The sequence below is a fragment of the Methylomicrobium agile genome (assembly GCF_000733855.1).
GTDB lineage: Bacteria > Pseudomonadota > Gammaproteobacteria > Methylococcales > Methylomonadaceae > Methylomicrobium > Methylomicrobium agile.
Genome location: NZ_JPOJ01000001.1, coordinates 310,662 through 323,337, shown reverse-complemented (window position 1 = coordinate 323,337; position 12,676 = coordinate 310,662). Strand labels below are relative to the sequence as shown.

General features: G+C 56.7%; 7 protein-coding genes and 1 pseudogene. 6 read left to right on the top strand and 2 right to left on the bottom strand.

Annotated features, from left to right (window positions below):
• The first annotated feature begins 4 nt into the window (after positions 1-4).
• The 4 genes and pseudogenes from CC94_RS0101505 (at position 5) to CC94_RS21090 (ending at position 5,857) form a co-directional block, all read left to right on the top strand.
• On the top strand, positions 5-1,960 hold the full coding sequence (locus tag CC94_RS0101505; RefSeq protein ID WP_005373327.1) for an alpha-amylase family glycosyl hydrolase: 1,956 nt from the start codon (positions 5-7) through the stop codon (positions 1,958-1,960).
• Positions 1,961-2,114: 154 nt separating this feature from the next.
• Complete coding sequence (gene nhaD, locus CC94_RS0101495; protein WP_005373325.1) at positions 2,115-3,563, top strand: sodium:proton antiporter NhaD; 1,449 nt, start codon at positions 2,115-2,117, stop codon at positions 3,561-3,563.
• 31 nt (positions 3,564-3,594) lie between these two features.
• Positions 3,595-5,154, top strand: a complete 1,560-nt coding sequence (locus tag CC94_RS0101490) for a DUF4118 domain-containing protein (protein ID WP_245549384.1) — start codon at positions 3,595-3,597, stop codon at positions 5,152-5,154.
• Positions 5,151-5,857: pseudogene (locus tag CC94_RS21090) on the top strand (response regulator). Before CC94_RS0101490 ends, CC94_RS21090 begins: the two are co-directional and overlap by 4 nt.
• Before the next feature lie 209 nt (positions 5,858-6,066).
• Here CC94_RS21090 and CC94_RS0101475 read toward each other — a convergent pair.
• Both CC94_RS0101475 and uvrA read right to left on the bottom strand, forming a co-directional pair.
• Positions 6,067-7,476, bottom strand: a complete 1,410-nt coding sequence (locus tag CC94_RS0101475; protein ID WP_005373319.1) for an amino acid permease — start codon at positions 7,474-7,476, stop codon at positions 6,067-6,069.
• Positions 7,477-7,833: 357 nt separating this feature from the next.
• Complete coding sequence (gene uvrA, locus CC94_RS0101470) at positions 7,834-10,650, bottom strand: excinuclease ABC subunit UvrA (RefSeq protein ID WP_005373318.1); 2,817 nt, start codon at positions 10,648-10,650, stop codon at positions 7,834-7,836.
• Positions 10,651-11,375: 725 nt separating this feature from the next.
• On the opposite strand from uvrA, the gene CC94_RS0101465 reads away from it, so the two are divergent.
• Both CC94_RS0101465 and CC94_RS0101460 read left to right on the top strand, forming a co-directional pair.
• On the top strand, positions 11,376-11,795 hold the full coding sequence (locus tag CC94_RS0101465) for a hypothetical protein (protein WP_031429565.1): 420 nt from the start codon (positions 11,376-11,378) through the stop codon (positions 11,793-11,795).
• Between the two features lie 86 nt (positions 11,796-11,881).
• Positions 11,882-12,676: an RMD1 family protein gene (locus CC94_RS0101460; protein ID WP_031429563.1), complete on the top strand. Its 795-nt coding sequence runs from the start codon at positions 11,882-11,884 to the stop codon at positions 12,674-12,676.

The window sequence follows — 12,676 nt, the reverse complement described above, 5'->3', positions numbered from 1 at the left end:
GACCATGTACGAACAAGTTTCCCACTCTCTCCTGAATGCCATCCTCGACGATTTGAAGCCTGAAATCAGGCGTCAGGATCTGCGGCATTTTTACACTCGCCTGGGCGCCAATTTTTACGCGATCTATTCGCTGTTTGACACGCTCTACGGGCACCGCGACGATTTCAAGACGCAAATGCTGCGGCTGGTGGAAACGATGGCCAAGGGCTACATCGACCGTTCCCCGGAACTGGAGCGCGTCGACATCGAGCGCGAATCGGACCACAACTGGTTCCTGTCCCAGAAATGGGTCGGCCTGGGGCTGTATACCAACGGATTTGCCGAAAACCTGAACGACCTGGCCGATAAAACGCCTTATTTTCAGGAGCTGGGCATCAACATGGTGCACATCATGCCGATTCTGATGTGCCCTCCCGGAAAGAGCGACGGCGGCTATGCGGTCAGCGACTTCCGCCGGATCGACGACCGCCTCGGCAACATGGAAGATTTCCGCCGCGTGGCGGAAGAATTCAGGAAACGCGATATCCTGCTGGTGCTGGACATCGTGCTCAACCATACGTCCGACGAGCACGCATGGGCCAAAAAAGCGGTCGCCGGAGAGCGTCGGTATCAGGATTATTATTTCGTTTTCGACAACCGGGAAATTCCCGACATGTTCGAACAGACCCTGCCGGAAATTTTTCCCGAAAGCGCGCCGGGCAATTTCACCTGGAACGCGGGCATGCAAAAGTGGGTGATGACCGTGTTCCACGACTACCAGTGGGACTTGAATTACAGCAATCCTGCGGTTTTCATCGAAATGCTCGACATTATTCTGTTCTGGGCCAATCAGGGCGTCGACATTCTGCGGCTGGACGCCGTCGCCTTCCTGTGGAAAAAAATCGGCACCACCTGCCAGAACGAACGCAACGCGCACCTGATTCTGCAGTTGATGAAGGACTGCTGCCAAGTGACCGCCCCCGGCGTATTGTTCATTGCCGAAGCGATCGTCGCGCCGGTCGAGGTGATCAAATATTTCGGCGAAGACGCGATCATCGCCAAGGAATGCGAAATCGCTTACAACGCCACCTTGATGGCGCTGCTCTGGGACGCGGTCGCCACCAAGAACGCCAAGCTGCTCTACCAAGGCGTGAAAAATCTGCCCGCCAAACTGGAACGGGCGACCTGGCTCAACTATGTGCGCTGCCATGACGACATCGGTTTCGGTTTCGACGATAACGACATCAGGGCCGCCGGCTACGAACCTTATGCCCACCGCCGGTTTCTGATCGATTATTTCAGCGGCCAGTTCGATCATTCGCCGGCGCGGGGGCTGGTGTTCATGCGCAACGACGAAACGGGGGACGCGCGCATTTGCGGCTCACTGGCGTCCCTGGCCGGGCTGGAATCGGCGCTGGAGAGCGGTGATCAGGCAATGGCGGCGTCCGCGATCGACAGAATCGTGTTGTTGCATAGCCTGATTCTGTCTTTCGGCGGCATTCCGCTGCTCTACAGCGGCGACGCCCTTGGCGTCGTCAACGACTACAGTTATCGCGACGACCCCAGCAAAAGCTCGGACAATCGGTGGATCCACCGCCCTAAAATCAACTGGCAGCGCGCCGAGCTGCGGAAAAAACAGGGGACGGTCGAGTACGCCATTTTCAACGCGATCAAAAAAATGATCGCCATACGCAAGGAAACGTCCGCTTTTGCGGATTTCAACAACCGGGAACTGCTGGACGTCAACAATCGGCATTTGCTCTGCTTTATCCGTTTCAACCACCAGCGTCCGTCGGAGCGGGTGCTGGTGGTCGCCAATTTCGATGCCCATCCCCAATATCTCGACCTCGAGACGATCAGCGGCAAAGGCGTAAATCTTTATGCCCGGTTCATCGATTTATACAGCGGCAGAAGTCCGGCCCAGTACGACCGCCGGATCGTGCTGCCCCCTTACCAGTTTTATTGGCTGACCGAAATATAGAAATCCGCCGGTAATCACCCTCGCCAAAATCGGCTTTTAACAAAGCTCTTTACGCTTTTTTTACGCGCCGAAAAATACAATTTGCGCGTCTTGCGAAACGGCTAAGGAATGGAGCGGTTTCGAAGGCTTTTCTTCAATCACCATCGGAGAGAGCATGTTGCTTTTCATTGTGCGCCTTTTGGGCCTGGCCTCCTTGTTATTTCCCGGGCTTGGATTCGCCCAGCCCGCGGCGGAAGCGGCGCCATCCTTTCATATCGACTTGACCCATCATTGGGCCGGTTATTTTTCCCTCGTCGTGATGGTCACCGCTTATGTCGCAGCCATGCTCGAAGACGTCATCGAATTGCGCAAATCCAAGCCGATGCTGTTGGCGGCAGCGCTCATCTGGTTCGTCATTTCTCTCGTCTACCAGCAACACGGCAGCAGTCTGCCCGCCCTGACCGCCTTTAAGAGCAACCTGCAAGCCTATATAGAGTTGCTTTTATTCATTATGGTCTCGATGACTTATCTGAACTCGATGGAGGATATGGGCATTTTTCACGCCCTGAAAGTTTGGCTGGTCAGTAAAAATTTAAGCTATCGGCAATTATTCTGGCTGACGGGAGGACTGGTATTCCTGCTGTCCAGCGTGGTCAACGGCCTGACCGCCGGGCTATTGATGGGAACCGTCGTGGTGGCGGTCGGCAAAAACAATCCCCGCTTCGCCTCGCTCGCCTGTTTGAACATTGTCGTTGCGACCAATGCGGGAGGAACGTTCAGCCCGCTCGGGGGCATTTCGACGCTGTTCGTCTGGCAGCACGGCATGTTGGGTTTTACCCAGTTTTTCAAGTTATTCCTTCCGTGCTTGGTAAATTTTCTGCTGCCGGCCGCGCTGATGCATTTCGCTTTGCCGAAAGACAAACCCTCCGCGGAAAATGCGGAGATTCATTTGCAGCGCGGGGCCAAGCGGGTCATTTTTTTGTTCGGGGTAACGATTGTTCTGGCGGTCAGTTTCGATACGGCGCTGGGTTTGCCGGCCGCGGCCGGCATGATGGCGGGTTTGACTTTGTTGCAGTTTTTTTATTATTTCCTGCAGAAATCTTATCATGTAAAAGGCCGGTACAATGTCGAGTTCGCCCTGTTTTTCAACGCGGATGGCGCCAATTCCCGGAGCGAGGACACGCGTTTCGATATTTTCGAAAAGGTCGGCCGGTTGGAATGGGACACTTTATTGTTTTTCTATGGAGCGATGATGGGCATCGGCGGTTTGGGCTTTATCGGTTATTTGGACACGATTTCACAAGTGCTCTACGGTCAGTTCAGCCCGACTTTGGCGAATATCATGGTCGGCCTGTCTTCGGCTTTCGTTGATAACGGTACGTTGATGTTTGCGGTACTGACCATGCATCCGGATATTCCTCAAGGCCAGTGGCTGCTGTTGACCTTGACGCTGGGCGTCGGCGGCAGTCTGCTGGCGATCGGTTCGGCGCCGGCCATCGGCCTGTTGGGGCAAGCCAAAGGATTGTACACTTTCAGCAGTCACCTGAAATGGTGCCCGGTCATCTTGCTGGGTTATTTCGCCAGTATCGGGGTGCACTTTCTGCTCAATGCCGGATCGTTCTGAACCGGCGGCTAGCCATCGAGCGGGAGTCAGGGTGCCAAGCCAGCATCGTCCAAGTCTGGAAAACGCAGCCGCTTTCGGCGCACCCGGCATGCAGCAAATACGGAGTTATGCCTGGGGTGTGGCCGCTCCCTTTCTCTGTACGCTGATCGATTGGCCGCTGCGGCATTGGGTGGGGCAGGCCGGCATTTTGATGACTTATCTGCTTGGGGTCTTCCTGGTTGCCAGCCGCTGCGGCCGCGGACCGTCTCTGATCGCCTCGCTGCTCACTGCGCCCTTGTTTGCGTTTTATTTTGCCCGGCCTATTTTTTCGTTTGCGATTCACGATCTGGAGAACATGATCGGCTTGACCGTGATGATCGTGGTGGCCAATGTCACCGGCAGCCTGCTGGAAAAATCCAAACTTCAGGCGGAACTGGCCTGGCAACGGGAAATCCGCGCCAGCGCCCTCTACCGTTTGAGCGGGGACCTTTTGGCTGCGCAGGATTACGAAAGTGTCGGCCGGATCGCGGTGGAGCACATTCACGATGAATTCGGCGCGGCCTCGGTGCTGTTAAGCGTGGATGCCGACAACCGCTTGCAACGTCCGTCGAGTTTGCCTCTGCCCATGTCTTTGACCGGCATCGACCTGGCCGAAGCGCAGCGGGTATTTGAAGCGCGACAATTCAAGCAGGACAACACGATCGCCTATTACCCCCTCAAAGGTTCGCGCGCCTGGCAGGGCGTTTTAATGATGCAGGCCGCCGAGCCGCTTGCTGAGCAATCTTCGGAGCGAGCCGCCTTTCTCGATACTTTTTGCCATCTGATCGCGCAAACGCTGGAACGTTTACAACTGGCCGCACAGGCCAAAGAAGCGACGCTGCAAGCCGAAACGGAAGCGATGCGCAATGCGCTGTTGAGTTCCATTTCGCACGATTTGCGCACCCCTTTGACGCGCATCATCGGTGCCGCCAATACCTTGATCGAGAACGATGCCGAGTTCGAACCTTCGGAGCGTCAGGATTTCAATCATATCGTTCTGGAAGAGGCGCAGCGCATGTCCGAGTTGACCGGCAAATTGCTGGACATGGCCAGGCTCAGCAGAGGTGAAATCATTCTGCACCGGGACTGGAACGCCATCGAAGAGATCGTCGGCAGTGCCTTGAACCGGCTGGACAAGCATTTGCAGGACCGGCCAGTCCGTACGGTGTTGCCGGACAATTTGCCGCTGCTGTGGATCGATGCGGTGTTGATCGAGCAGGTGCTGGCCAATCTGATCGAAAACGCGCTCAAATACAGCCCGGCGGGCAGCCCGATCGATATCTGCGGCCAAGTTCAGGACGGCTATTGCCGGTTGACCGTCGCGGATTACGGTCCGGGAATTGCCAAAGGGCAGGAAATGAAAATCTTCGAGAAATTTTACCGGGGCGCCGTCGAATCCGGTCAAAGCGGAGTCGGCCTCGGTTTGGCGCTGTGCAAGGCGATTGTCGAGGCGCACGGAGGCCGCATTAACGCCGGCAACCGTGCCGGCAAAGGCGCGGAGTTCGTTATCGCGTTGCCGCTGCGCGAGCCGCCTTCCTTTGTCGAATCTGAAGTGCATGGGAACCTGTCATGACGGCTGAACAGTTGATTCTGATCATCGAGGACGATCTGCAAACCCGGCGGTTCTTGAAATCCAGCCTCAATCACCGGGGATGGCGCACGGTGGACGCCGACTGCGCCAAAACCGGCCTTGCACTGCTGAACAGCGAAAATCCCGATCTGGTGATTCTCGACCTGGGCTTGCCGGACATGGACGGCATCGCGGTTACGCGGCGCCTCAGGCAGTTATCCGATTTGCCCATCCTGATTTTGTCGGCCCGGAGCCAGGAGCAGAACAAGATCATGGCGCTGGATGCCGGCGCGGACGACTACCTGACCAAACCCTTCGGCAGCGGCGAACTTCATGCGCGCCTGCAGGCTCTGCTGCGCCGCGTCTCCCGAAGTTTCGGCTCGACGGAGGTGTTCGAAACCGGCCGCTTGAAGGTGGATTTGGCCCGGCGCCAGGTCTTTTTGTCCGATCACGAAGTGCGCATCACCCCGATCGAATACCGGCTGCTCAGCATGCTGGTACGCCATGCGGGGGCGGTGGTGACGCATCGCCAATTACTCCAGGAAGTGTGGGGGCCGAACATATTCACGATCAACATTATTTGCGCATCTACATGGGCCAGTTGCGCCATAAGCTGGAAGCCAATCCGGCGCGGCCGCGGTATTTGCTGACCGAGATCGGCGTGGGTTACCGGCTTTCGGTCAATGAAGAAGTGAAACCTCGGTAGAATGACTCAGGATTGGGTCGATCATCACGTCTCCCTCTTGTTCCGCCGCCGGGCGCTTATCGTGATATTCCAAAGGGCACAAACCGCGGTAGGGTACGCTGTGCGTACCATTGGGGGTGAAAAGGTACGCACAGCGTAGCCTACAACTTCCGTTTCGGTTTTACGGTTCCATCGAGGTATGCGGTTGAATTGACTGATCGTCGGTTGATTTAGGCAAGTTGCCCAATCTTGCTGTGATACTTGGAATAACTGAAATAAATGATCAGGCCGAGCACCAGCCAGACGAAAAACCGCAGCCAGGTCAGTGCCGGCAGGAACGCCATCAGGGCGGCGCACGAAATCATGCCCAGCACCGGAAACAGTGGGGTGAAAGGCGTGCGGAAAGGGCGTTTCATCTCCGGCTGGGTGATGCGCAGCACGATCACGCCGAAGCAGACGATCACGAACGCGGCCAATGTGCCGATGTTGACGAGTTCGGCCAGATCGCCCAGCGGCATGAATCCGGCGATGAATGCCATGATGACCCCGCAGATTACGATCACCCGTACCGGGGTTTGGGTGGCCGGATTGACGGTGCAGAAAAAAGGCGAGAGCAGTCCGTCGCGGGACATCGCGAAAATGATCCGCGTCAGTCCGTAATACAGCACCAGCATCACGGTGGTCAACCCGGCGATGACACCGGTCGAGATCAGCGCCGATGCCCAGTTCACGCCGATCAATTCGAGCGCGTGGGCGACCGGAGAAGAAACGTTCAGGTCGGTATAGGGTACGACGCCGGTCAACAGCCCCGAGACCAGGATATAGACGACCGTGCAGAACGCCAGCGACGAAACGATGCCGAACGGTAGGTCACGCTGCGGGTTCCGGGCTTCTTCGGCGGCGGTCGAGACCGCGTCGAAACCGACATAGGCAAAAAAAACGATCGACGCGCCGGCCAGTACGCCGGTGGTTTTGCCGTCCGGCAGCGTTTCGAACCAGCCGAAAGGCATGAACGGCTGCCAATGGGCGGGGTTGACGTTGAATACCGCAACCGAAATGAAGACCGCGATCGTGATCAATTTTACGAAGACCATCGCATTATTGGCCTTTGCGCTTTGCTTGACGCCGATGATCAACAGAAGCATCAAGACCAGAATGATCATGAAGGCCGGCAGATTGATCAGGCCGCCCAATTTGGGGGCCTTGGTTAGGGACTCCGGCAACGCCAGGCCGATAGCGGTCAGGGCATTGTTGAAATAACCCGCCCAGCCGTTCGCGACGGCGGCTACCGAAATGCCGTACTCCAGCAATAAATCCCAGCCGATGATCCAGGCGATCAGTTCGCCGAACGCGGCGTAGCTATAGCCGTAGGCGCTGCCGCAGCCGCCTACGGACGCAGCGAGCTCTGCATAAGACAGCGCCGCAAAGGTGCAGGCAAAACCGGCAATGACAAAGGACAGGACGACTGCGGGGCCGGATTGCGTAGCGGCCGCAATGCCGGTCAGCACGAAAATCCCCGTTCCGATGATGGCGCCGATGCCGAGAAAGGCAAGGTCCCACTTGCTCAGGCAGCGTTTCAATCCGTAATCCGATTCTTGCTCGGCCTCGATCCGTTTGGTGCGGAATATTTGCAGCGACATTGTTTTTCTCCGTTGGCAGGATATAAGGGTAGTTAAATACGGATTAAGAGTTAAAGGCTGTGAAAGCCGCCTGATAAAATCCCCCCTGCCCCCCTTTTTCAAAGGGGGGAAAGCGGCATTGTCAAAGGGGGCGAAGGTATGAGTCGCTTCAATAATAACCCAAACGACATCCCCCCTTTGAAAAAAGGGGGCAGGTAAGACACTACCCCCTTTGAAAAAGGGGGGCAGGGGGGATTTACTCTGCAAACAGTTGATGGGGTAACACTGATGTAGCTCTTAATTCGCATTTAAAGTGTAGTGCGTATTTTGCAACCCATAAAGTCTGGCCTTCGCCAAGCCATGTCGAGTATCGCCCGATTATTCGAAAAAACGCCGCAGATAATGGCCCGTGAATGAAGCGGGGTTGGCGGCGATTTCCTTCGGCGAGCCTTCGGCGACCAGCGTTCCGCCGCCGTCGCCGCCTTCGGGGCCCATGTCGACGATCCAGTCCGCGGTCTTGATTACGTCCAGGTTGTGCTCGATCACGATCACCGTGTTGCCGTGGTCGCGCAATGTGTGCAGCACCGACAAGAGTTGCTTGATGTCGTGGAAGTGCAGGCCGGTGGTCGGTTCGTCGAGAATGTACAAGGTTCTGCCGGTGTCGCGTTTGGACAGTTCCTTGGCCAGCTTGACCCGCTGCGCTTCGCCGCCGGACAGCGTGGTGGCGTTCTGGCCGAGCGTGATGTAGCTCAGGCCGACTTCGGTTAGGGTCTGCAGCTTGCGCGCGACCGACGGAATCGCGCTGAAAAATTTGGCGGCGTCTTCGACCGTCATTTCCAGTACTTCGTGGATCGTCTTGCCCTTGAAGCGGATTTCCAGTGTCTCGCGGTTGTAGCGTTTGCCGTGGCAGATTTCGCAGTTCACGAAAATGTCGGGCAGGAAGTGCATTTCGACCTTGATCACGCCGTCGCCCTTGCAGGCCTCGCAGCGGCCGCCCTTCACGTTGAAGCTGAAGCGGCCGGGCGTGTAGCCGCGCGAGCGCGCTTCCGGCGTGCCGGCGAACAGGTCCCGGATCGGGGTGAACAGGCCGGTGTAGGTGGCCGGGTTTGAGCGCGGTGTGCGCCCGATCGGGCTCTGGTCGATGTCCACGACTTTGTCGAAATGCTCCAGGCCGTCGATTCCGTCGCAAGGCGCGGGCAGGGCGCCGGCGCGATTGATCAGCCGTGCGGCGTGACAATATAAGGTATCGTTGATCAGCGTCGATTTGCCGGAGCCGGATACGCCGGTCACGCAGGTCAGCAGCCCGATCGGAAACGCGATGTCGACGTTTTTCAGATTGTTGCCGCGCGCGTTGCGGATCACGATTTGCCTGTCCTTGTCGTTCGGCGTGATTTTCTCGGGCACATGGATGCCGGTCTTGCCGGACAGGTATTGACCGGTCAGCGAGTCCTGATTTGCCAGAATGTCTTCGAGCGCGCCCTGGGCGATGATCTGACCGCCGTGGATGCCGGCGCCGGGGCCGATGTCGACGATGTGCTGGGCCGAGCGGATCGCATCTTCGTCGTGTTCGACGACGATCACGGTGTTGCCGAGGTCGCGCAGCCGGAACAGGGTGTTGAGCAGGCGCTGGTTGTCGCGCTGGTGCAGGCCGATCGACGGTTCGTCGAGCACGTACATGACCCCGACCAGGCCCGCGCCGATCTGGCTCGCAAGCCGGATCCGCTGGGCTTCGCCGCCGGACAGCGTATCGGCGCTGCGGTCGAGCGTCAGGTAGTCCAGGCCGACATTGACCAGGAATTCCAGGCGCTCCTGAATCTCCTTGATGATCTTGGCCGCGACCTCGCCGCGTTTGCCCGGCAGGTTCAGCGCTTGAAAAAATGCCAGCGCCTTGCGGATCGGAAAACGCGTCAGATGGTGGATCGGCAGGTCCTCGACGAAAACATTGCGGGCCGACAGGTTCAGCCGCGCCCCGTCGCAGACGTTGCAGGGCTTCTGCGAGAGATATTTGGCCAGTTCCTCGCGCACCATCAGCGAATCGGTTTCATGGTAGCGCCGCTCCATGATCGCGATGATCCCTTCGAAACGGTGGCGCTTCTTTTTCGAAAAGCCGAAATCGCCGGCCAATTTGAACTCGATTTCGTCGTTGCCGCTGCCGTATAGGACGACTGTCTGGATGGCTTTCGGCAACTCCGAAAACGGCATTTCCGGGTCGAAGCCGTAATGTTTGGCGAGCCCGAGAATGATCTGGTAATAGTAGGCGTTGCGCCGATCCCAGCCGCGGATCGCGCCGCCGGCCAGGCTGATGTCGGGGTTGTGCACGACCAGTTCGGGGTCGAAATATTCGCGCACGCCGAGGCCGTCGCAACTGGTGCAGGCGCCTTTCGGGTTGTTGAACGAAAAGACGCGCGGTTCGAGCTCGGTCAGGCTGTAGCCGCAATGCGGGCAGGCGTAGCGTTCCGAAAGCAGCAGCTCGGTTCCGTCGTCCAGGCAGGCCGCGATCGCCATGCCGTCGGCGATGCGCAAGGCGGTCTCGAACGATTCGGCCAGCCTTAGCGCGATGTCTTCGCGAATCTTGAAGCGGTCGACGATCACCTCGATCGTGTGTTTCTTTTTCAGGTCGAGGGGCGGCGCTTCTTCCAGTTCGTACACGGTCCCGTCGATGCGTGCGCGGATGAAGCCTTGCGCGCGGAGGTCTTCGAGCAACTGGCTGTGCTCGCCCTTGCGTTCGCTGACCACCGGCGCGAGCAGCATCCAGCGCTGCTCCGGCGGCTGCGCCAGCACCTGGTCGACCATCTGGCTGATCGTCTGCGCTTCGAGCGAAACCTGATGTTCCGGACAGCGCGGCGTGCCGGCGCGCGCGTACAAAAGGCGCAGATAATCGTAAATTTCGGTGATCGTGCCGACCGTCGAACGCGGGTTGTGCGAGGTCGATTTCTGTTCGATCGAAATCGCCGGCGACAGCCCTTCGATATGGTCCACGTCCGGCTTTTCCATGATCGCGAGAAACTGCCGGGCGTAGGCGGACAACGATTCGACATACCGGCGCTGCCCTTCCGCATAGATCGTATCGAACGCCAGCGACGACTTGCCGGAGCCGGATAGGCCGGTAATCACGATCAACCGATCGCGGGGCAGGTCGAGGTCGATATTTTTCAGATTATGGGTACGGGCGCCGCGGATGCTAATGGTGTCCATCAAGAAATTCCGTGTGACTGGTCAGCCACATACTATACGATCAAAGAGGGGCCAAGTTCAAACCGGGGAACAACACGGGATTTCAAGGACAATCGCCCCGATTAAAACCGGGAAATCCCGTGCAATTCCGATAATGCACTCACTGTAGGGGATGATGCCTATAAAGAAGCTTGACAATGTTTCCCCTTATATTTTACTGTCAGCGTTAGAGATGAAATAGAGGGGGCAGGCTGTAATGCAGCGCGGCTTGCATCGGTTGTCTTTCTAATTCGTTGAATATAATCATCTTTTTTGGTAAGAACCGATGGGGCTCTGAGTCCCGCTATGCTTTATTGGCTTTTACCGAAAGTCGATTTTTTCCTCCGAATATCTCACCACTTTATATCAGACCTCTTTTCCTTTGGGCGGCCCAGGATTCTAATCTGGCAACCCTTGCCAACTCGGCTTTCTGCCGGTTCTAAAAAGCATCCAGTTTAACACAGATCGATTTACTGCGAGGCACTTGGCAAAGTTTGTAAAGGGATTGTCGGTGATCAAGGCTGAAGGGTGTTAATAGCGCCCATTTCCTAGTGTTTTGATAAGTTGTAGCGGTTGAAAGCCGGATTGTGATTATAATGATTGCGGAAGAGTGCCTATTCCGGCAAGTCTACCGTGAAGGCGTTCTTGCGGTTCGAAGAAGCGCGGTTTCGTCGGGCCCGATAATAATCACAATAAAGAGGAAGCTTATGAAATGGTTTAACTTCTTAGGACTCGTCGCAGTTTCATTTTGGGTTTATATTCCGGCGGTTCAGGCGACCGAACACCACAGCGGTCACGGTGCCGGGATGTCCGGCGGAGGCGGGGCCGGTGCGAGCCAATGCCAGAAAGCCAGGCTGGAGCGTTTTAATCCGCCGCATTTGGCGAAAGTGGCGCCGGGGTCCGATTTTTCATTCTATGCCTTCAATATAGACAATCCCGGCCAGTTGTCCGCAACGGTCAAAAAAGAGCCGGTGGAACTGACCGCGGAATACAAGGAACCTTATTTTCTTGTCAAAGGCAGGTTGCCGGCCCACTTGACCCACACCGCCGCGCGGATCGATATCAAGGCTTCTGCAAAATCGTCCCATTGCGAAGAAGAGAAGGGCTGGCTGCTGATCATCGAATGATTACGCCGTGCCTCTGGTACCGTTTCGCGCACGCTTTGTCCTGATCCATGTTTCCGGCTTCGGTTTGCCAATGAAAAACTTTTCCGATGTCAGCTAATCCCCCTGTCAAACGGTGCGTCGCTTATTGCCTGGCGCACCGTTTCAATATCGACGTCTTGGCGAGAGCGCTCTCGGAATCGAGCCTCATCCGTTTGATCAAAGGCGCGCTGCTGGTCGAGGAAAACGATACTTATTCGGTTATTCTGGGTTACGGCGCGGTGGTGCACTGGAACGTCAGCCCGGAGCGGCAGGCGGTGATCCATCGCTTGTTGCTCGCCAACGCCGAGCAGGCCCTGGAATCGATTGAAGAGGATCATTTTACGTTTACTTATGATTGCCCGGTAACCCGGATTGTCGAGGATCATATCGAGCTCGAGTCCTCCGATCCGATCCTGATGTTTGCGTTGTCGCAGGGGATGGCGCAGTCGATCAAGCTGGCATCCTTCGAAACCCAGGCGCTCAGGACCATCGAAAATACCAGTTATATTCCGAAGTCGCTGGCCGACAAGGGCAGGATCAACATCAGCCGCCGCGAGATTGCCAAAATCCGCGGCCAGTTGTTTCTGACCAAGAGCGACATCATCGTCAATTACGATCTGCTCGATATTCCGGAGTTTTTCTGGGAGTATCCGGAATACGAAGACTATTACGCAATCGCGGCTAAATATCTCGAAATCGCGCCTCGCACCGAAGTGCTGTCGAAAAAACTCGAAACGATCCACGAATTGTTCGAGATGTTGGCCGATGAACAAAACCATCGTCATTCTTCACGGTTGGAGTGGATCATCATCTGGCTGATCGCATTCGAAATCGGTATGACGATCTACGACAAGGTGCTATAA